Raw genomic sequence first — 19871 nt, 5'->3', positions numbered from 1 at the left:
TCTTTGACGACATGTGCCGCTGTTCGTCCGCGGTGGCCAGGTCGCCTGGTCGCCTGGATGCCTGGATGCCGGGGCCGTAGGTGTGTGGCTAGTGACCTGAGTCAGAGATTCGTCGGCAGTAGGCGGCGACTTTGTCGAGGATCTCGTCTGCTGTCTTCGTCCAGACGAACGGTCTGGGGTGCTCGTTCCAGTCGGCGAGCCAGGCTCGGATGTCGCGTTCGAGGGCCTGGACGGAGCGGTGGACGCCGTGCTTGAGCTTCTTATGGGTCAGCTCGGCGAACCACCGCTCGACCAGGTTCAGCCAGGACGCGCTGGTCGGTGTGAAGTGCAGATGGAACCGGGGATGCGCCAACAGCCACTTCTTGATGTCGGGGGTCTTGTGGGTCGCGTAGTTGTCCAGGTCAGATGCACCTGCAGATCAGCCGGGACTTCCTTGTCCAGCTTTGCAAGGAACTTCTTGAACTCCGCCGCCCGGTGGCGTTGGTGGAGCGAGCCGATGACCTTGCCGGTCGCCACTTCCAGGGCGGCGAAGAGGGTGGTGGTGCCGGCGCGGACGTAGTCGTGGCTGCGGCGGTCGGGGACGCCGGGCACCATCGGCAGGACCGGCTGGGACCGGTCCAACGCCTGGATCTGCGACTTCTCGTCCACGCAGAGCACCAGGGCCTTCTCCGGCGGATCGAGATAGAGGCCGACGACGTCGCGGACCTTGTCGATGAACAGCGGATCCGTCGACAGCTTGAACGTCTGCGACCGGTGCGGGGCCAACGCGAACGCCCGCCAGATCCGCGAGACCGTCGACTGTGACATCCCCGTGGCCGCGGCCATCGACCTCGTCGACCAGTGGGTGGCGTTCTTCGGTGTCTCCTCGAGCGTCTTGACGATGACCCGCTCAACGTCGGCATCGGTGATCTTCCTCGGGACGCCGGGCCTGGGGTCGTCGCACAAGCCGTCCAGGCCGCGTTCGATGAAGCGACGCCGCCAGGTGCGGACCGTGTCCGGAGCGATCCGCAGCCGGCGGGACACCTCCATGATCGAGTGTCCCTCGGCGCACTCCAGCACGATCCGCGACCGCTGAGCCAAAGCCTGGGCCGTCGTACGGCGACGTAACCAGCCCTCCAGCACCGCCCGCTGGGCATCAGTGACCGACAACGGCGGAATCTTCGGACCCGGACGACTCATACCAAACCAACGACGAATCTCCGACTCGGGTCACTAGGAGGATGCTGCGAGATCCTCGGCCATCCGCTGGAACTGTCCCAGGTCGTAGTTGGCCAGGGTCTTGTCGAGATTGGTGAGGGCGCCAAGGTGTTCGACGAACCCGTCGGGCTCGTACTCCAGCTGGATGGTGAGACGGCTGGTGGTGTCACTCAGCCGGTGGAAGGTCACCACACCTGCGTGCTGAGTGCCGGCGATCGCCTTCCAGGCGATCCGTTCCTCCGGGATGACCTCGGTCAGTTCAGCGGTGAAGTACTTGTCCGCGCCGGGCAATGTCAGCCACCACGTGAACCGGCGCTCGTCGATCCGGTCCACACGTTTGACATGAGTGAGGAACTGCGGCCACCTCGTCACATCGCTCCACAACTTCCAGATCAGTGCAACGGGAGCCTTCATGTCCACTGTTTCGACCAGCGAAGACGACATGGGGAGAGTTCCTTTCTGATGGAGTGACGACGCCGTGCGGCAGCGACGCCGAGAGTGTCACCCGTCTACCCCCACGGGCGCCGGCCAATGCCCGCAAGGCGGCGCCTGCTGGGCCGCGTTGGCGGGGGGGCTCCTTCGGAAACCCGTAGCGGACACCCTGGGCATCAGGGCCCGGCAGGCCTCCTCGCCAGACCCGGTCACAGGAAGCGCCGGATGGGGCTGACTGCTGTTTCCAGGGCACGCCGCAGGCCGGGACGGCGCTTCCACTGGGAGAGCGTGACCGGCCGGCTGCGGGTCAGGTCTTCGTCGAAGTGGCGGTCGAGTGTGGCGGTGAACGCCTCGTCCAGTACGGCGAGCATCACTTCTTCGTCGTGGTCCATGGAGCGGCGGTTGAAGTTGGTGGACCCGATCAGGGACGCGACCTCGTCAACGGTGATGACCTTGGCGTGCATCATGGTGGGCTGGTATTGGCGGATGTCGACGCCGGCCGCGAGGAGGTCGCCGTAATGGCGTTGCCCCGCCAGTTGGCTGGCTCGTTGGTCGGTGTGCCTGCCGGGCAGCAGTATTTCCACGGTGACACCGCGGCGGGCGGTGGCGCAGAGGAGGTCGATGAAGTACCTGTCGGGAGCGAAGTAGGCGGTGGCCAGGCGGAAGCGCTTCTGTGCGGAGGTGAGCATGATGCGGATCAGCGTCTGCATGTCCTGCCAGCCGATACTGGCCGAGCCTCGCACGACCTGGACGATGGCGTCGCCGTGCTGTGTGTGCTCGGTGAATCGGTCACGGTCGTCGAAGAGCTCGGCGTGGCATTCCGCCCAGTTCTGTGCGAACGCCGCGGCGATTCCGTCGACGGCGGGGCCACGGACCTGGACATGGGTGTCGCGCCACTCGCCCGGGTTGCGGGCGTCACCGCACCATTCCTGGGCTATACCGACTCCGCCGGTGAAGGCGGTGTGCTCGTCGATGATCAGGGCCTTGCGATGGCAGCGGTGGTTCTGCTTGAAGGGTGAGAGCCACAGGGGCTTGCGGAACCAGGCGACCTGAACGCCTGCCGATTCCATGTCGTCGAGGAGGTCCCTCTCTATCTGCCGGGCGCCGAAGCCGTCGAGCAGCAGCCGCACCCTCACTCCGGCCCGCGCACGGGCGGCGAGGGCGGTGGCGAACTCACGGGCGATCTCTCCACGCCAGTAGACGAAGGTCATCATGTCGATGGTGTGGTCGGCGTTGCGGATGGATTCCAGCATCGCGGGGAAGATCTCGTCGCCGTTGCGCAGAGGATGGAGCTGGTTGCCTTCGGTGGCGGCGACTCCGATCAGTCGCTCCAGTCGGCGCCGCAGTCGCTGCTTGGGTTCCTGGTCGGGCGGGATCGTCATCGCCGTACGCTCCACGCCATCAGGTCTGAGGGGATCGATGACGCTCATGCTGACTCTCCGGAGTGGCTTGCGGTCCCGTGCTGCTGCGCAGCGTGGCCTTGGACGCGCATTCGGGTGCTGACGAAGCCCACGTTCCCCCGCCGGCGGGGTTCCACGCCGCCAGAAATGCCCCGAGTGCCGAAAGGTGCCAGAGCCGTAGGCCGGTGTGCGGACCGGGCTCACCGTACGTGGCTTGCGTGTGATGTCTGGCACATGGGGCTGTGGCATAAGCGGCCGGAATCCGTCACGGCCCGATAGGTTGAGGAGCGGGCGGCAGCGTGCGGTGCGGGGCTCCGGATGCCCGCGACGGGACACGAGCCGTACGTGCATCACGAGCCGTACATCACTGTGCCGGAGGCGTCTCCACCGCGGAGCCTAAGCCTCGAGGGCGTCACTGACACTGTTGTACAGCGGGATGGCCTGGTCGAGACCGACGAGTTCGATGACCTTGAGCACCGGCGGCTGGGGGTCGGCGATCCGCATCCATCCGCCTGTGACGTGTGTGTCGCGGCGGGCTTTGAGCAAGGCGTTGACTCCGGAGGAGTCCATGAACGTCAGGCCGGACAGGTCAAGCAGCAGGCAGTGGCTCCCCAGAGCTCTGACGGATCTGACCGCGTCTTCGAGGGCTGCCACCCCGTCGTAATCCAGCTCGCCGCTGACTCGTACCACTCCGATGCCTGCCGGCTGCACTTCGCCCTGTACGTGAAACCGCCCGCGTTCCATACCTGCTGTCTCCTCGGAAAACTCTTCGGCGCCCTGACGCACCGGTATTGTGCACTGCGCGCTGATGGCTCCCACGACTCGGTGGCCCACGAAAGGGCACTGTCTCCCTGATCGGCTGCCGTCGGCGCGGCGCCTCACCGCAGGGCGAGACGTGCCCGGACACGCTTGCCCAAGGGCAGCGGCTCGATCTCGACGCCCTCACACAGAGCCAGAACGATCTCCAGCCCGTGCTGCCCGACCCGCCGGGGGTCAGGTGCGTGGGCGATGGGGGCTACTTGGTGAGTGTCGGACACAGCGATATGGAGCACTTCGCCCACCAGCTCCAGGTCGACCTGGCAGGGACCTGAGGCGTGCCTGACGACGTTCGTGACGAGCTCGCTGATCACCAGCCGGGCATCCCCGACCGTGGAGGGCCCGATCGCCACGCCGTCGGCCGCCTTTGCCAGCAGGAACGCCGCGACGAAGTCCCTCGCCGAAGCGATAGCACCATCAAGATCGGTGCAGATTTTGGAGGCGGCCCCGCCGGCCGTCAGCCCAGCCGGCACGGGAGCCCCGTGTCCTGGCTTCTGCTCGACAGGCCGGAATGGTTTCGTGGCCTCAATGGGGGCCACGCTGTCACCACGCATCAGAGCTACCCCCATCGCACTCCCCTTCCTTTCGCCACGGCTCCCCCATACCCCTATCCCCGATCCGGCCGACGACACCGCCTTTCTTGCCGATGCCGCCATCAGGCCGTGGTCACGGGCGGCTCGCACCCCGCCGCAAGGGATGCCGCCGGAGGGCGAGGGAGCAGAGCGGGAGGCACTTTACCGCCAGCGGCCGTCCGCGGCTTCAGGTACGGCAGCCTTGGAAAACGGCCCATGCACGTCGGCCTCGTGGCGCGGTCGGCGCCGTCTGGCTGACGCGGGGGGCGCATCTCGTCGGTGTTTGGTCGCGCCGCGTGTGTACGTACTTGCCGAACAGAGACGACCCTCTGGCTCCCCGACCGTCCTGGGTTCGACGCGCCCGCGCCGAGCGCGCGCGACCGCGGCTGGGCCCCGTGGCGCACGACTCCCCGGCCGGCGCCGGGCAAGCCGGCGGTGCCACCGGCTCCTCCGGCAGGAGTGACCAAGGCGCCGTCCTCACAGCCGGAAGCTGCGCCGCCGCCGCTGAGGCCACCTATGTGCCCGACGGCCTGGACCTGGTGCCGTGACACGAGTTGTCCGACACGCGGCTGGACGATGCCCTGGCCGCACGGGTGAGCCTCTCCAATGGCAACCTGATGCTGGCCGCCACCGGCTTCGGCATCGCGGGTGTGGGCCGTCAGCTGCGGCTGGCGCGGACCTACAACTCGCTGGATGCCCCGTGGGGCAAGGTCTCCCAGCGGGGGTGGCCGTCCACTCTGGCGCGGCCACCTCCGCGACTCGGCCGCCCTCGCCGTCCCTCAGGCCTCGCACGACCTCTGTGCGTCACCGCCACCGACCCTAGTGCTGTGAGCGGGGAGGTTCACCGGGCTGTGCGGGGGTCAGAGGTTGTGGGAGGAAGGCGATGAGCGCGGCAGTGAGTTCGGCGGGTGCGTCTTCTTGGACGAGGTGGCCCGCACCGGCGATTGGCTCAAGTCGCGCGCCTGGGATTCGGGCGGCGAGCTCCCGTCCTTTCGCCACGGGGATCCAGGTGTCGTCCTCGCCCCAGCACACCAGCGTCGGGAAGTCGATCTCGCCGTACCGGTCTTGGACTTCGTCGGTGTAGCGCTGGTCGGCCTGGGCGATCTGCCGGTAGAAGGCCGCTTGGCCGACGTCGCCGAGCCAGGGCTGGATGAGCCGGTCGAGGACGGCGGAGTGCAGGCCGGGGCTGCTGGCCGAGCTTACGTACTCCCGCACCAAGGCGTGGTGCAGTGCGGGCGGCAGTTGTTCGAACACTTCGGAATGCTCGCCGACGAGCCGGAAGAACGGGGACCCCCACGGGGCCAACGCGACCGGGTCGACCAGAGCGAGCGCGCGGTAGCGAGCTCCGTGCAGCAGATGCGCCCGCAAGGAGACGGCACCGCCGAAGTCGTGGGCGACCACCAACGGTTCTTCAAGGTCCCAGTGCGCCAGGAGCTCGGTGAAGACCCTGCTCTGGGCGGCGAGGGAGACATCCTGCCCGGCGAACTTCTGCGATGCCCCGTAACCGGGCATGTCCCACACAAAGACCTGGTAGTGGCGGGCGAGTGCGCGGGCGACAGCGCGCCAGACGTACGAGGAGAAGGGTGTGCCGTGGAGGAGCACGACCGGATCCTGGCCCGGTTGTCCGAGGCTGCCCCAGCGGATGTCGCCCGACGTGCTGCGGAATGTCTCGGCCAGCCGCCATTCCCTCACGGGTGCTGTTCCTCTCAGTTGTGCAGGGAGGCTCGCTGCGGGCTCGGCTCGAGGAGCCGGCTGCGGGCCGCACCGAGGGCGGCCGCGATGTCGCGTGTTCCGGTGGAAACGCACAGGGTGTAAGCGATGTCGTCCCTACGCTTGCGTGCCTCGGGAGTGCCCGCTTCGGCGTGCAAGGTCTGCAGGGCCTCGTACTGTTCGACGAGGTCGTTGAGGACTGCGGGGTGGGCCATGAGCACGCCGGGGGCTCCTTCACGCACGAGTGGTCTGAGTGGTGTGGCTGTTACCCCGTCTCTCGTCGCCCATACGCGTGGAGTGGGCAGCGACGCAGGCATGGCCGCCGTACTGGGGTTCGTTCGGTGGTGGCCACTGCCCCGAACGGGTGGCATGGAGTGCGGTGATTGGTGAGCCTGTTCACTGGCTCGCAGACGGGGCAGGCCATATATGTGCAAGGCATGTCGCAGGTCTGTCAGCCGCTTATGTTGAGGTGAGGAGAGTACGTGACTACCTATGTCATCACGATTCCGGGCACGTTCCTGCGTGAGTTGACCGATAACGCGCGGTCTGTTCTCGTGCAGCACCTGCGCCCCGTCGATCCACGGCAGACGTCGCTGGGACGGGCGGAGGACTTGGATGTCCTCACGGTCAATGACAACGGCACGTTCAGTGTCCGTCTGGAGGTGGAGGCCGATGACAGCCGCAGCGCGGAGGAGGTCGCCAGGCGGACAGCAGCTGCCGCTTTGCGGGAGGCTGGTTACACGGAAAATGAGGCGCCCACAGGCCCTGCGGCGGTGACCGGTATTGACGCGCAGGCGTGATGCCACGGTTGTCTGTGTACGGCGTGGAGCGTGGTGAAGGGGCAGCTTGGCGGACGTGTGTCGCCATGCGGCGCAGACGGCCGGGACGCTGGTGCCGGCAGCATTCTTCGGGTTCGAGGTTCGGGATTCGTGCGCGTCGGCGGAAGCCGCTGCGCGGCTTTTCCGCTTGCCAGGGCCGTTGATTGCCCATTGTGACGACAGCATGGTTTAACACATCAGGGCGCGGCAAAGTTGATATTGGTCAGCTCAACGTCGGAAAAGCTCCCTCCGGCTGTACCACGTAGGGCGAGGAAAGGGTGAGACGATGAGCCACCTGGACACGATCACCACCACTACTGCCGCCTCCCTGGTGACCTCTCTGGAGGGGACCTCGGAGTGCTGCCAAGGGCACGGCAGACCGCCCGTGACTTTCTGCGGACCGTAGCGCCGCGCGTCACGGACGAGACCGCCGATGCGGTGAACATCATCGTTTCCGAACTGGTGACCAACGCCGTGCGCCACGCGGGTGGTTCGTCCACCCTGCGCCTCACCCCCCGCGGGGACAGTATCGAGGTGGCCGTGACGGACAGCAGTACGGCGCTCCCGAGGATGCGTCGGCCGGACTACAAGCACGGCAATGGCGGCTTCGGTCTGCCGCTGGTGAAGCAGCTGTCGCGTTCGCTGACCGTGAGGCCGCACCCGCATGGCGGCAAGACCGTCACCGCCTTTGTCGACTGTCCGGCCGCTGCTGAACAACCGGCGGGGCACCGCGGGAACCGGCGTAAGGGCCTGGCATGGGGCTGACCGGCGTGGCGTCGGGTGCTGCGGCGGGCATTGCGCTGTAGGCCTCACACTCGGTGCTGGGTGCACCCATCGGCCGGGCGGGGGCCGGAACCGCCGTCCGGCTGATCAGAAGAGGTGCGGCAATGGCAGTGCCGATGGCGTCGGCAAAAGCAGACACCGACCTCAGGGAGGTCACGGACCCGCGCAGCCTCGCGCCCGAGACCGCGCGGAAGCTCTCCAAGGCGTAGGGACGTTCGCGCTATTTCCCCGGGTTAAGTTCACGTAATGGACCCCAGGCTCTGGCCGCGGGCGGGGGTCAGGTCGGCCCCGTGAACTTGCCGGGGTGGAGCTATCGGTATGGGGGACCGCCTGATCTGTGGGCCCTGGTCCGGCCGGAGCCTGAGGGCCGAAGCATCCACTCGCCGGCGGACTTCGACGACTGGGCTTCGGGTCTGGCAGCGGTGGAGCTGGCCGAGCCTTTCACCTGCCCTGCCGCTCGCTGACCAGCTCGTAGAGATCGTCAGTCTGGGACGCTCCGAGCTGGCGCATGGTGACGTCGCCGAGGATGAGCACATCGGGCCGTACCAGTTCACGGACCCGCTTGTCCCAGATGCGGTCCGCGTGGCCGTCGACGAGATCCGCGAGGATACGGCTGGTCTTGGCAAAACGGACGCGGGCGCCCTGGCGGACGGCGAGGTGGCCGAGGGATCTGGGCGATGTGGGCCTTTCCGACTCCGACCGGGCCGGCGAGGATGACCGACTCGCCGGAGTGGAGCCAGCACGCCGCGGTCGGCCTCCACGCTCACCTTCCACGTACGAGCTGTTCCCGGCGGCCAGGCCAGCAACACCCTGGTCCACGAGACGAAGTTGGGCGACACGGCACATCTCGGCCCCTCAATGGGACGGCCTGGTTCATGTCTTAGCTTGTTCCCGACCCGATGCGATATGTCATCGACGATCGGCGCATGATGGCCGCCATGGAGAACATGGTCGAAACGATCAAGGTCTGGTTCCGCTTCGTCCCTCGCGAGGGGTGGTTCCCGCAGGACACCGAGGGCCTGTGGGCGAGAAAGCTCAGTGATGGCACTGCCAGCGTGCAGAACGTCCCCTTCCTTCAGGACGGGGTGGCCGAGGGCGACGTAGTGCGGTACCAGACCGACGCCGACGGGCTCCATTGGGCGGTCGGGATGATCAGTCCCTCCGGCAACTGCACGATCCGTGTTGTGCCCATCCCGACCGGCCCCTTGGGGCGCAGCCCTCAGGCAGTGCATCGCCGGCTTTCGGCGTTCGGGCTGGGCGGCGAGGTCTTCAGCGAGGACTTCCCCATGGTGGCCTTCACCGCACCGGCCGGAGCTGACTTTGCCGGGATCAAGGCACTTCTTGTCCGGGGGCAGGAGGAAGCGTGGTGGCACTACGAAGTCGGCTGTGGCACCGACGAATGGTGGAACGCCTGATCTCCGGTCTTCGCTTCCAACCGGTGGCGGCCGCTGGCCTCGAACACGCCTCGAGCTGACTGGCCCGCCTGGTCATTCGCGGACGTGCGGGCGCCCTTGGCAGAGGGACGGTGATGATGCCGGCGATGAACACCCCCCGGGAAAAGAGCCGTGTCCACGGGGCGCCGGCTGACAGCACCCGCTCAGGTCAGGCGTCGTCCTTTTATCGGGCGGACCGGGAACGGACAGGCCCCCATACATCCCTTTGAGTAATCATTTGGTTTCGGACAGCTATTCCGGGTAGCAGGTCGTTCACCGGCTGCGTACGCAAACAAAGACCTACGCGGCCCTCAACGAGCTCACACCCAGGGAGCGGCTCATGGACAGGTCTTTGGACGCGGTGCTTGACCGGGTCCAGGAACGCGGAGGTTACGCCGTCCGGCAGGAGGCAGCTGGGGCTTTGCAGCGAGTGCTTGAGGTGCTGGGGGCACATCTCGTGGGCAACGACCGGACCGACCTCGCTCGTCTGCTGCCACCGGAGTGCGCTCCGCTACTCATCGGTGTGCCGCCGGCCAGTGAACCGCTGACACCGGATGCCTTCGTCGCAGCGGTGGACGAGTGTGATCAGGGCGGATCGCTGTACGCCCGCCGGGCCGTCACGGCCGTACTGGCCACTGTCGCGGATGCGGCTGACGATGCCCTACTGCGTCGCATTCTTACGCAGTTGCCGCCGGGGCACGCCGGGCTGTTCGGCCGGACGGAACCTGTATGAGGAGGGTCCGGGGTGTGCCGACCTCTCAGGGGGGTGACGGGACGCTCCAGCAGACCAATCCTGACGGGGAGCTCGTCATGGCAGGTACACCCCTGCGTGGCAGGGCCGTGAAGGGTCCAGGAGGCGCGATGGCTCCGGGGACACCCCCTCTTTCGCGCCGTGGCCGCGTAGTCGCCATGCTTGTGGCCTTCGCGGGAATGGTGGCTTTCGCAGTGCTGCTGGCCCGGCTGACGTTGGAACCCTCGATGGCCTCTGAGCCGTTGGCGCACAGCAATCTACGCCCGGGGGACTCCATCCGTGCCTATTTGGCGCAGCCCGCGTTCCGTGAAACGGTCGAGCAGCTTGGTGGCAACATCCTTCTGGGCGTGCCGTTTGGGCTGCTGCTGCCGGTACTGGCACCACGTGCTCGGGGGCTGCTGCGTGTGACAGCGGTCACGGCGGCGGTGATGATACTTGTCGAATTGGTGCAGGGCGCGCTCGTGACGGGACGAGCCTTCGACGTCGACGATGTGATCCTCAACAGTGCTGGAGCGTTCCTGGGCTATCTGCTCCTGGGCCGCAGGCTGGGCCGTGCTGTCCATCCCAGGCGGCGCCACTGGTGGCAGCGCTACACCGAGCGGCCCGGAGCCAACTGACCGGACCTTTCGCGGCATCTTCAGCGCTTCAGTGATGTACAGAGATGTACAGATGCCGTTGGCCCACTGACATGGCCATCAGGGGTAGGTCCATCGACGCGACAACACCGGGTCGGCGAAAGGGTCCATACCTGCAGCCCTTGATGTGGCCTCTCCCGGGTCTTCACCGGCCAGGAGACCGTGTTTCCAGGGACACCGCGCACCCCACCGGCGCTGCCCTGGCCATCGCGGTCGCCACACCGGTGGAGCGCCGTCCACCTGACGCGCCTGCTACGGACATGGATCGCGATCCGAGTCGGAGGCTTGCGGACCGTTGTCCCCGCCGGGCTGCAGATGGCCGCGCCGTACCGGATCGGAAGGCTGCCCGCCACGGGCCTGGCGAGGGGGCGGGAGAAGTGAGCGTCTCGATCGTGCGATGTTCCCGCCAGCCAGGTCGACAGCGGCCGCACCTAGGCTGCGGTTTCCGTGCCGCCCGTTTCCACGACCACCACCAGGAAGGCATCCAGCCGCAGGTCCATGACGACCTGAACGGGCTCTCCTTCCTCGCGGCGGCGTGCCGCGAATTCCTCGGCGGGCCAGCTTCCGCGCGGCCCCCCGGCGGGGAACCGCTCGAGAACCTTTGTACCTGTCACGGGAGGCACCTCCTGTCTCACCGGCTCCACGCCCGGGAGCGGTATGCAACGGGGTACCGTTCAGATGCCCTCGTCTCCCAGGAACATGCATCCGCCGTCCAAGGCCAGAGGTCACGGCCACACCAGGCGGCACAACGCAGTAGATGGGCCGGTCAGCGCGCGTCCACCAGTCGGCGCAGGTTTTCCAGGTTGCCGCAGTCGGCGGCCAGTTGCTTGGCCCGGGCCGCCTCGAACGCCATGCCGAGCTCGGCGCGGCGTTCGAGGGTGATGCTCTCCCGTGCGTCGTTGAGCAGTGTCCGTTCTTCCTCGTCGGCGTGGTGGTTGACCGCTGTGACCAGCTCTTCGAGCTTCTCGTCCCACTCCTTCGAGGTGGTGTCCTGCACTTCGAGCAGGGCGAGGAGCGCCTCGTGGCCTTCTGTGTGTTCGTGCACGCTGTGCTCGACGTCCTCGTTGTCCACGTTCCTGTCACGCCTCATCGCGGGGTAGACCTCGCTCTCTTCCGCCGTGGCATGGGCCACGAGGAGGGCTGCGAATTCCTGTAGCGCGCCCGCCCGGTCGGCCTGGACGTTGCGCAGCGCCCGGAACAGCTCCTCCATCCTGCGGTGGTCCCGCAGGATGAGCTCGACGACATCCGTGGCCTCGGCGGTGGTGTGCATGGTGACTCCTTCGAAAATCGCGGGTGCCTTTCCGATCCGGCGGATACCCCGGTTCCCGCCGGTCAGACGTGGTGGTGGCGACGGTGATGTGTGCTCGGTATGAGGCGGCAGGGGCCGGACGGGGCTGCCTTGCGGGGCCTGGCCGGACCCAGCGGGAGTGTTCACGTGCAGCCCGGGCAACAGTGGCATGTGGAGACCCTTGACGAAACTCCCCGGCGCTCGCCCACCACCCGCCGTCCGCCGGGATGGTTGATCGCTGTCACGGCGGTACTGCTCTCGCTCATGCTCCTGTTCGTTCTGGCAGGTCGGTTCAGCCTGATATCGGGCCTCGACGAACTCTTCGGTCAAGAGACGAAGGACCGTTCGGGGCCCGCCCTGCTGAAGTCCATCCAGGACATGAGCCGCTACGAGGGTGCGGTAGGTACCTTCCAGATCGTCGTCGACCTGGAGAAGGATGCGAAGTACCTGCCGGACGCCCTTCGGGGCACCCGAACACTGTACGTCGGCGCCGGCACCGTAGGCGCCTACGTAGACCTGGGCCGAACCGGCCCTCAGAGCGTCACGGTGAACGAGGAGCGTACCGCCGTCACACTGCGCCTGCCCCACGCCAGGCTCGGCGCGCCGGCTCTGGACCCCGAGCGATCGTACGCCGTGTCGAAACAGCGTGGACTTCTGGACCGCCTCGGCGACCTGTTCTCCGACAACCCGGCCGACGAACGCGCCGTGAACCGCCTCGCCTCCCAGCGGATCGCCGAGGCGGCCAAGGAGAGCGGTCTGATCGCGCGGGCGGAGAAGAACACGACCTCCATGCTCGAGGGCCTGCTGCGCTCGCTGGGCTTTCGGACGGTGAAGGTGGTCTACCTCTGATCTTGCGTCGGACTACGCCCCCTTCCGGGGACGTGAGGTCTCCACAGGCGTGGCGGCCAGCCCAGCCGTACCGTGTTTCGCCCCCCGTCAGTGAGAGTGCCGGTGACCGAGGCCGGCAAGTGCTGGATCCTGATGCCTTCGAGCATCACCAGGGCGTTGGGGCGGCCCCGCCACCCCCGGGGGGGGGGAGGGGGCTGGCGGGGCCGGCAAGCGCTCGGCGTGGGGGCTGGGGGACGGCCCACCGAGCGGGTTAAGAGTCTGTTGCCCTGCATCCCTCACGACATGCCCTCAACCGGCAAACTCTTGACGCCCGCTCCTCGTCCCGGACACATCGACCCCTCGCCGGACCGCCGTCGAAGCGGTTGCGATCACTGTTTCCGATCCCGTCCAGTGTTCGGGTCTGGCTCATGGCACAGCGCATCCCTTTCACAAGAGGCTGCTGGAGGACCGGTCAGGGACGAGTCGCCGCCGCCAAGGTGGCTCGGACGTCGAGAACGGTGTCCACCGCCGTGAGCTGGAACAGCCGCATGAGCTGGTGCGTAGGGGCCGCGATCCGCAAACACGTCGCCTTATGGACGTGCAGGAGCAAGTTGAGGAACGTCGAGTCGGCGAAGGTCAGGCTGGAGGCGTCCAGGACCACGGTCGGGTGAGAGGCGGCGGCCTGGTTCAGGGCGTCGGCGAGCGGAGCGATCGTGGTCATGTCCACTTCTCCCTGGGCGACAACGACCCACGCATCACCAACCGCGTACTGCACGCAGGCTCGGCTGTCGGCGTCCTGTCCGGGGCCAGGAGAGTCCTGAGGCTGCTTTTCACTACTCACGTCCATAGCCAGAGTCTGCCCGATGGATCAGGCGGCAGGGGAGGCGGTTGCCCATCAGGATTCCGCCGTGCACGAGGCCCAGCGCCCGGATGCCGTCGCACAAGCGTCCTCTGCTGCCGCTCCAGTCGCAGATTCCCCCGTACAACAGGCGCACTCACGGCAGCAGTGTGCTGCACATGCCGCCACGACTGCCGGTAGGCGGTAGGCCTGGACCGAGCGCACGTCAGCTACGTTGCCGGCGGCGGTGTCGCCGCTCGATCGCCAGGTTCTGCTGGCTCAGAAGTGGGTGACCCGGAGGGAAGGGCTCATAGATGCCGATGCCGGGCTTGTTCAGCCAAGCCCCCGGGCGGCCACACGCACGATGGCTCGGCTGCGCCATGGCCCAATCGCCCGGTCCGAGCTGGTGCCCAGACCGCAGTTCGTACAGGTTTCCTTCAGCCCGTGCCGGAATGGAGCGTGCGGGCTGGGCCGTTTCGTCTCGATCACTCCCGCTGGCCGAGGTTGTCGTTGATGATGTCCATGTGACCAACCGCATCAGCCTTCTGATCTCCGGCTTCAGTGTCCTTGCCAGCGTGTTGCTGGTCGTCGGGGCCATTCGTGAGTACCGCGCCGGGGCTTCGGCTCTCTGGATCGCAGCTGGAACTGTGATCTTCCTCGGCGCCTGCTACGCGCTCGTGCGGGACGTGCGGCGACTCCGCACAGGGCGGACGACCTGACGAGCAGCACCGTCCCGACCGGGTTCTCCGATCGTTGGTCCGTATGTGCCGTCGGCTGACGCCCAGCGGCCGCGGATCGAGCCGTTACGCCCCGATCGGCCACCGAGGCGGGGTTGCCGGTGGAGAGATCACCGAGAGGTGCTGGGCGCGATCGCCTGGAGGTTCCAGACCGGATCGCGGTGGGTCCATCTGCCGGAGAGGTACGGCAACTGGCGAGGCCTCTACGACCGGCTGCGGACGTGGGCCACCAACAGCACAGTCGGAGCAGTGCTCACTCCATGCCCGCTGTCGGCCCTTGGCCTTCGTTCTGGCCACCGGACCGGCTGGTGAGACACCGGTCTCCGGTGCCTTTATAGCCGACTTGCGCGTTCACGACGGCGTGGACGGCCTCGCCCCGGGCCGTACATGGTCTTGGTTGACAAGGCGTACTCCTCCCGCGCAATCCGCCAGCACCTGCGCATGCGCAGCATCCGGGCCGTGATTCGCGTTCCTCGGGCGAAACCCGGCACTTCCCCGTTTCCACACCCTCGGTGCTCAGGAAAGCCCGGCCCTGGGCCGGGTGGGCTAGGGAAGCGCCTGGCCATCGCCTTCCAGCTCCTCAGCAGTCGAGTGCACGCCTTTCTGCAGCGTTCGCACACTTTTGGCCACGGGGACGCCTCGGCTGAGGAGGTTCGTAAGTCTCTGATCCAGCTCCTGTACGCAGGCGGGATCCGGGCGTTCACTGATGGGCAGGACATCCGGGTCGAGCGGATAGAGGTCCTTCACGTCCGGGGGTGATGGCACTGCTACTGTGCCCACGCTTTGGTATTCGGATCCATTGTGCAGAAACACTTCGAGTTCGTAGACGCCTTCCTCCTCCATACGCGACCCGAGCGTGATCTCCATCCCCTCCGCCGCTCGGGGAGGCAGTTGGTAGAGGATGGGTTCAACGGTGTTCCCGCCCGGGCCGGGGAGGGAAACGTCGTATCCGTCGGTGATGCGGACCGGTCCGCCAGTGCCCCGGATGCAGTCGGTGACCTCGATGTAGAGCTTGGTCACGACCTTGATCTTCTGGAAGACCTTGAGGTCGTCCGTGTTGTTGCTCAAGTACAGGTGCAGGACCGTGGCGTGTTCCTTCGAGGTGTAGCGCCTGCCCGTATTCTCGTCGCGTTTTTGTACCTCGATCGAGCGCGAGCTCTCTGCCGAGAGTCGTAGCACGCTGAACTTGTCCTTTTCCTCCGCGTCGCTGTTCGCCTGCAGGAGGCTGCACACCCCGAAGACCAGTCCGGAGAGCAGGCCGGCGACGGCCACCCAGGCTTGCACGCGTTTGCTGCTGGGACCGTCCTGGCGGAGCCGCGTTCTCCAGGGGCGGGTCCGGGCCCACCAACTCCCGAGGCGACGGAAGATCCGCTGAAAAAGGGTGCGCTCTGCAGGCTCTGACTCTGGCTCGTATTCAGGGTTGCTCAATTGAGGTCTCCCCCGCGCTCTTTCATCACCTCGATACAGGTGGGTGCGTAGGGCAGCTCAGGGATGAGTTCCTTCCACTCCTGTCGGGTAAGGATCAACGGCGTTGCCGAGCACAGCTGGAGAAGCGCGTCCCTGACTGCTTTCGTGCCTGGGGACAGGTGCGGGCTTTTCGACAGGTCCCACAGGGTGACGGATCCATCGGAAAGCCCAACGGCGGCCGGCAGCGGTGTGGGTGGTGCACCGACACCTGGCAGGGTGCTGTTCGGTTGGCGCGGTACAACTAGCGCGGCAACTCGATGGTTTTGAGAGCTGACCGACGCTGAGTACAGATAGTTGATTTCCGCGTCGCCTGCCTGATCGGCCCCGGTGACGCGCCACAGCTTGGCCCTTTTGCGTGCCGGGTCGGGAGCGACGATCGTGCCGTGCACGATTGAGGCAGGGAAGGCACTTCGCGCCACAAGCCTGGGCTCCTGGCCCATTCCCCCGTCGTGAATCAGTGACCGCAACCACATCGTCCACGTTTCATGCCCGGTGGAGACCACAGATGGATCATCGGGTCCGGACTTCAGGTGATATGGACCGGTGGTACGTGCGCGGTGTGTGGGGACACGGGTGGTGGCGAGGCGTCGTCCGTCAGCGAGGTCCCAGACATCGATGGTGCCTTGCGGGGAGACGGTGGCGAACACCGAAGTCTCCTGGCCTAAGAACGAGGTGATGGCTGCGCTTCCTCCGGCCGGATGCACAGTTGTCCGGTGACTCCACGGCTCCACACCCCAGACCTGGACTGTGCCGTCAGGTCCGCCGAAGGCCAGAGCCTTCAAGTCATTGATGAAGATGAGGCCGACAGCTCGTTCCGGGGCGTCGGCAAACGTCCGCACGACCCGCCCCCGCCGCAGATCCCACACCTGAACTCCGCCCTGGCTGCTCCGGGCCGCTGCATACCTGCCGCCATGGCTCAACGCGACCTCGGTGACCGCGCCCCCGGCCCGTGCCGAAAGCCTCGCACCGCCGGTGTAGGTGTCCCAGACCCGCACCCGCCCCTCGGTATCACCGCCGATGAGGAAGCGCCCGTCGTCGCTGTAGTCCAGGGCGCTCACCGCGGCGGGTCCAAGGGTGAGACGTGTGAAGGGGTGCGGACTACGCAGTCTGTTCAGGGCCACGGTGACCTTGGGACTTTGCGCCAGCCCAGCGGCCTCCAACGCCAGGGCTACGGACCGGCGCGGGTCTTTGTCACCCAGCCGCAGTGATTCCCCGGCAAGTCGCTCGCCGAGAATGCCCCGATCGGTATGTGCAGTGGAGGAGTTCGTATCTGGCGCATCTGGGTCGCCACCTGTACAGGACGCGGTCCCTGCCACGAGAGCGAGGGATATACCCACAGACAACAGTGGCCGCTGGAGCATCGTATGGCGCGATAAGACACCCATGCGTCGCATGGTAGCGCTTACTGCATGCACACGGAGTGAGTCGGCTACCGAGGTGGGTGCGGTGGGAAAAGCGTGAGCTGATGGACGTGGGTCCCGTGGCTCCAGAGCTTTACCCCGCGGGAGCGGACAGCACGACCTCTTCTTTGTCCATGCTCGGCGCGCGTCCCCTCGGCACGTTTGCAGGGGCGGGTCTGGGCAAGGAGGGCCGGGACAGGTCGCGGCAGGGCGGTTGAGGAGCAACGGTGATTTCCCAGGAGCAGCTCACGGGTCTGGCCCGACAGCCGGTCCACGCCGTGGATGGGGTGAAGGTCGGGGATGTGGTCCATGTCCTGCTGGACGACACCACGGGCAGGGCAGAGTGGGCGCGGGTGCGCAGCGACTCGTCGGGGCCGGGTGACGTCTTCGTACCTTTGAGGGAGGCCGTGCACGACGGCGACCGTGTACAGGTCCCGTTCTCCATGGCTGCCATTGAGGCGGCAGCGAGGGTGGACGTCCAGGGGCGGGAGGTGTTGTCCGTGGCAGACGAGGAGAAGCTCTTTGCGTGCTTCGGCCTCAGGGACGTACGTGAACAGGTGAACGCGGAGCAGGGCTCCGGGTGGTCTCGGATGGACCGGGCCGAAGACATCCGGGCGGGCACTTGTGGACGGGAGGAGTCCCGAACACGGCTGCGTCTCCTTCAGGACGACGGCGCCTGAGTCCGGGCGTTGCTGACGTGCACGGAGCCGGAGACCTACCGGGATCCGGCTCCAACGTGTGCCCACAGCGTGGGTGCAGGCCCGCCCCCAGGCTGATGCAGACCTTCGGTCGCCCTTCCCCTACGAGCCATGCAACACCGGCCACGCCGACCGGACCCCCGCCATGTGGGCGGGGGCGGTTTCAACACATCGCATCGGGTCGGTGGCAGCCAGCTGTCTTCACCCGTGTTCCAGGCGTGCTTCCGGGCCGGCCACAGTCGCGGGACCAGATCACCGGCGCAGGGGCATCAAGGGTGGTTTAGTGCCCGAGGGTGCATGCCTTGCCGTGCGGCTTCGGCGACCTGGGGCGAAGGCCCCGACGTCGATACCGAGGCACCACGATCGGTCGTCCATGTCCTGGAGATCGCGATCGACGCACTCGACGTCGCCGCGATACGACTGTTCCGGAGGCGGGGGACGGCAGGCCCGAGGATCCAGTCGTCCACCCCGTCGGGCAGTGTCCAGCCTCGCTCACGAGGCCTGTCCGGCTGACGCCATGGCTGCGGACGTCGGCCTTGGGATCGACACCAGCCCCTTCTGCTCCATTCCGTCCCAGGCAGGGCCGAAGGTGTGGCGTGATCCTCAAGGCCCTCGGCACGGCACTCTCGGCCAGCGAAGGGCTGGAAATCGTCGCATCATACGACGTTCCTGTGGGGAGATACGAGCGGTCATCAGCTCAGAGTAATCAGGTGGTCACGTATGGTGGAAACAGGCGTTCGGTGCCGCGATGACAGAACTCAAGGAGACCCGCCAACAGCTGGAGCGTCTCGACGACCCGGCAATAGGGCTGACTGCACTGCACCGGGAAATCACCCAATGCGGCCGAGGAATCCAGGAAGCCGTCCAAACAGGAAGCACCGAACTGCGCGACGAGAACCGGGAAGTACGCCGGCGCCAGGACCGGATGATCAAGGACCTGAACGAGACCCGGGCCGAGCTCCGACATCTGCTCGACCTCGCCGACACCCTGCGCGCCCTCGTCCTGCCCCAGTACGCCGACCCGAGCCATGACGTCAGCCCGGAAGCCTCCCCTCACCAGCCGCCCGGCGCTTCCTGGACCACGACCGGCCACAGGCCTGAGCCACGCCCCACCGTCACCGCACTACACCACCACACCGAGGCCGGCACGGACCAACAGGGGGAGACCATGGAGAACACTGATCAGCAGCGGCAGCCCGAGGCCGTGGACGACGACCAGGACCTCGCCCTCAAGCGCGCGATCGAAGCCGCCTACCACGGCACACAGGCCACTGCACAGGCCTCGCCCACCGCGCCACAGACATCCGGAGGTGGGTTGGAGGACCCGCAAGTCGCCCACGGCGTCCTGCTACTGAAGGCCGCCGGTGTCGCCTCCGCCGAGCTCGTCGCGCATCGCGACACCTGGGAGTGGCTCGCCGCCCTGGCCGTCGACCATGACCACTTCCGCACCCCGCCCGCTGTGGAGGACATCAAGGAGGGGCGCGTCCAGACTGTCCTGTCCGGACGCTCCCTCATCGCCCTGCTGATCAAGCTATGGAGCACCCGTTCCACCGCCACCCCACTGGACGCCAACTGGGCGCTGGCGACGACCGCCTACAACCGCATCGCGGCCGAGCTCGCCAACGTCACCGGCCGGGGCGAGACCATTCGCATCGTCCTGGACGATGGCCTCCCCGACGGCGCCGACGACTAGGCAGTGTCCTCTGGATCACTGCATGAGGTAATTGATCCATGAGCTACTTCATGTACGACGTCATGGGCGGGGGAGAACCCGGATGACGACTCGGTGGCTCCGGGGGAGATGCGCGATGTCGCCCGCGAGGAGATTCTCCGGCTCTTCAACCTTCTGGCGGCGGGTGACATCGCATCGGTTGAGGCGCTCCCCTGGCAGAGGTGACCGGGGCTACCGTCAGGTTCGTACCCAGCGGACGGCACCGGCCGTCGGCTGCCAGGTGGACTTTGGTCGTCAGTCCGCCACGGGAGCGCCCGAGGGCGTGGTCGTCCGGTTCTCCCGCTGGGCCCCCTTTTTGCGGGCGTCGGCGGCGCGCTGGTGGGCACGGACGGTGGA

General features: G+C 66.9%; 22 protein-coding genes and 2 pseudogenes. 11 read left to right on the top strand and 13 right to left on the bottom strand.

Translation table 11 applies throughout. The features are described from left to right. Positions 1 to 88 precede the first annotated feature (88 nt). The 5 genes and pseudogenes from BKD26_RS31625 to BKD26_RS31605 all read right to left on the bottom strand — a co-directional run bounded on the left by BKD26_RS31625 (position 89) and on the right by BKD26_RS31605 (position 4318). Positions 89 to 1179, bottom strand: a pseudogene (locus tag BKD26_RS31625) (IS630 family transposase). Positions 1180 to 1212: 33 nt separating this feature from the next. Next, on the bottom strand, positions 1213 to 1641 hold the full coding sequence (locus tag BKD26_RS31620; RefSeq protein WP_084905381.1) for an SRPBCC family protein: 429 nt from the start codon (positions 1639 to 1641) through the stop codon (positions 1213 to 1215). 197 nt (positions 1642 to 1838) lie between these two features. Further along, positions 1839 to 3011: a phospholipase D-like domain-containing protein gene (locus tag BKD26_RS31615; protein ID WP_107418060.1), complete on the bottom strand. Its 1173-nt coding sequence runs from the start codon at positions 3009 to 3011 to the stop codon at positions 1839 to 1841. A gap of 414 nt (positions 3012 to 3425) precedes the next feature. Further along, positions 3426 to 3773, bottom strand: coding sequence for an STAS domain-containing protein (locus BKD26_RS31610; RefSeq protein ID WP_084905377.1), 348 nt, complete (start codon positions 3771 to 3773; stop codon positions 3426 to 3428). A gap of 134 nt (positions 3774 to 3907) precedes the next feature. After that, positions 3908 to 4318 (bottom strand): ATP-binding protein, encoded by a 411-nt coding sequence (locus tag BKD26_RS31605; RefSeq protein ID WP_241518946.1) that lies wholly within the window; start codon positions 4316 to 4318, stop codon positions 3908 to 3910. A 494-nt stretch (positions 4319 to 4812) separates the two neighbouring features. Between BKD26_RS31605 and BKD26_RS41710 the strand changes: the two genes are divergently transcribed. Beyond that, positions 4813 to 4965, top strand: a complete 153-nt coding sequence (locus tag BKD26_RS41710; RefSeq protein WP_241518945.1) for a hypothetical protein — start codon at positions 4813 to 4815, stop codon at positions 4963 to 4965. 271 nt (positions 4966 to 5236) lie between these two features. On the opposite strand, the gene BKD26_RS31595 is transcribed toward BKD26_RS41710, so the two are convergent. Next, entirely contained in the window at positions 5237 to 6109 is an 873-nt protein-coding gene (locus BKD26_RS31595; protein WP_084905375.1) for an alpha/beta hydrolase, read from the bottom strand. Positions 6110 to 6123: 14 nt separating this feature from the next. Further along, on the bottom strand, positions 6124 to 6348 hold the full coding sequence (locus BKD26_RS31590; RefSeq protein WP_084905373.1) for a DUF5133 domain-containing protein: 225 nt from the start codon (positions 6346 to 6348) through the stop codon (positions 6124 to 6126). Positions 6349 to 6609: 261 nt separating this feature from the next. On the opposite strand from BKD26_RS31590, the gene BKD26_RS31585 reads away from it, so the two are divergent. Both BKD26_RS31585 and BKD26_RS31580 read left to right on the top strand, forming a co-directional pair. Further along, on the top strand, positions 6610 to 6927 hold the full coding sequence (locus tag BKD26_RS31585) for a hypothetical protein (protein WP_084905371.1): 318 nt from the start codon (positions 6610 to 6612) through the stop codon (positions 6925 to 6927). A gap of 375 nt (positions 6928 to 7302) precedes the next feature. After that, entirely contained in the window at positions 7303 to 7710 is a 408-nt protein-coding gene (locus BKD26_RS31580) for an ATP-binding protein (RefSeq protein ID WP_084905369.1), read from the top strand. Positions 7711 to 8169: 459 nt separating this feature from the next. On the opposite strand, the gene BKD26_RS31575 is transcribed toward BKD26_RS31580, so the two are convergent. After that, positions 8170 to 8547 (bottom strand): ATP-binding protein, encoded by a 378-nt coding sequence (locus BKD26_RS31575; protein WP_277622429.1) that lies wholly within the window; start codon positions 8545 to 8547, stop codon positions 8170 to 8172. A gap of 107 nt (positions 8548 to 8654) precedes the next feature. Between BKD26_RS31575 and BKD26_RS31570 the strand changes: the two genes are divergently transcribed. The 3 genes from BKD26_RS31570 (at position 8655) to BKD26_RS31560 (ending at position 10529) form a co-directional block, all read left to right on the top strand. After that, positions 8655 to 9143 (top strand): DUF4265 domain-containing protein, encoded by a 489-nt coding sequence (locus BKD26_RS31570; RefSeq protein ID WP_084905367.1) that lies wholly within the window; start codon positions 8655 to 8657, stop codon positions 9141 to 9143. Positions 9144 to 9501: 358 nt separating this feature from the next. Then, complete coding sequence (locus BKD26_RS31565) at positions 9502 to 9894, top strand: DUF2267 domain-containing protein (protein ID WP_084905365.1); 393 nt, start codon at positions 9502 to 9504, stop codon at positions 9892 to 9894. A 128-nt stretch (positions 9895 to 10022) separates the two neighbouring features. Then, entirely contained in the window at positions 10023 to 10529 is a 507-nt protein-coding gene (locus BKD26_RS31560; RefSeq protein WP_241518944.1) for a VanZ family protein, read from the top strand. Positions 10530 to 10978: 449 nt separating this feature from the next. Here BKD26_RS31560 and BKD26_RS31555 read toward each other — a convergent pair whose 3' ends face one another. Further along, positions 10979 to 11161, bottom strand: coding sequence for a hypothetical protein (locus BKD26_RS31555; RefSeq protein ID WP_179166775.1), 183 nt, complete (start codon positions 11159 to 11161; stop codon positions 10979 to 10981). Between the two features lie 152 nt (positions 11162 to 11313). Continuing rightward, a complete protein-coding gene (locus tag BKD26_RS31550) occupies positions 11314 to 11817 on the bottom strand; it encodes a hemerythrin domain-containing protein (protein ID WP_084905362.1) in 504 nt (167 codons plus the stop codon). Positions 11818 to 12066: 249 nt separating this feature from the next. On the opposite strand from BKD26_RS31550, the gene BKD26_RS31545 reads away from it, so the two are divergent. Next, positions 12067 to 12684, top strand: a complete 618-nt coding sequence (locus BKD26_RS31545) for a DUF4230 domain-containing protein (RefSeq protein WP_241518950.1) — start codon at positions 12067 to 12069, stop codon at positions 12682 to 12684. 451 nt (positions 12685 to 13135) lie between these two features. Here BKD26_RS31545 and BKD26_RS31540 read toward each other — a convergent pair whose 3' ends face one another. Next, a complete protein-coding gene (locus BKD26_RS31540) occupies positions 13136 to 13510 on the bottom strand; it encodes an STAS domain-containing protein (protein WP_084905358.1) in 375 nt (124 codons plus the stop codon). 515 nt (positions 13511 to 14025) lie between these two features. Between BKD26_RS31540 and BKD26_RS31535 the strand changes: the two genes are divergently transcribed. After that, the gene (locus tag BKD26_RS31535) at positions 14026 to 14220 is read left to right on the top strand and encodes a hypothetical protein (RefSeq protein ID WP_084905356.1); all 195 of its coding nucleotides are present in this window, start codon (positions 14026 to 14028) and stop codon (positions 14218 to 14220) included. Positions 14221 to 14601: 381 nt separating this feature from the next. Next, positions 14602 to 14703: pseudogene (locus tag BKD26_RS39445) on the top strand (IS5/IS1182 family transposase); the annotation flags it as partial. 81 nt (positions 14704 to 14784) lie between these two features. Here the strand turns inward: BKD26_RS39445 and BKD26_RS39890 are convergent. Both BKD26_RS39890 and BKD26_RS39440 read right to left on the bottom strand, forming a co-directional pair. Then, the gene (locus tag BKD26_RS39890) at positions 14785 to 15666 is read right to left on the bottom strand and encodes a hypothetical protein (RefSeq protein WP_143662735.1); all 882 of its coding nucleotides are present in this window, start codon (positions 15664 to 15666) and stop codon (positions 14785 to 14787) included. Further along, positions 15663 to 16763, bottom strand: coding sequence for a hypothetical protein (locus BKD26_RS39440; protein WP_179166773.1), 1101 nt, complete (start codon positions 16761 to 16763; stop codon positions 15663 to 15665). The genes BKD26_RS39890 and BKD26_RS39440 overlap by 4 nt, the downstream gene beginning before the upstream one ends. 569 nt (positions 16764 to 17332) lie before the next feature. Here BKD26_RS39440 and BKD26_RS31520 point away from each other — a divergent pair. Then, entirely contained in the window at positions 17333 to 17785 is a 453-nt protein-coding gene (locus BKD26_RS31520; RefSeq protein ID WP_084905349.1) for a PRC-barrel domain-containing protein, read from the top strand. A 766-nt stretch (positions 17786 to 18551) separates the two neighbouring features. Beyond that, positions 18552 to 19496: a hypothetical protein gene (locus tag BKD26_RS31515; RefSeq protein ID WP_084905347.1), complete on the top strand. Its 945-nt coding sequence runs from the start codon at positions 18552 to 18554 to the stop codon at positions 19494 to 19496. Positions 19497 to 19871: the final 375 nt, after the last annotated feature.

Origin of the sequence: Streptomyces sp. CB03238, from assembly GCF_002099185.1 — a bacterium.
In the GTDB taxonomy this organism is placed as follows: Bacteria; Actinomycetota; Actinomycetes; order Streptomycetales; family Streptomycetaceae; genus Streptomyces.
Note: the sequence above shows the minus strand (reverse complement) of the source record. Positions and strands in the feature narration are given on the sequence as shown.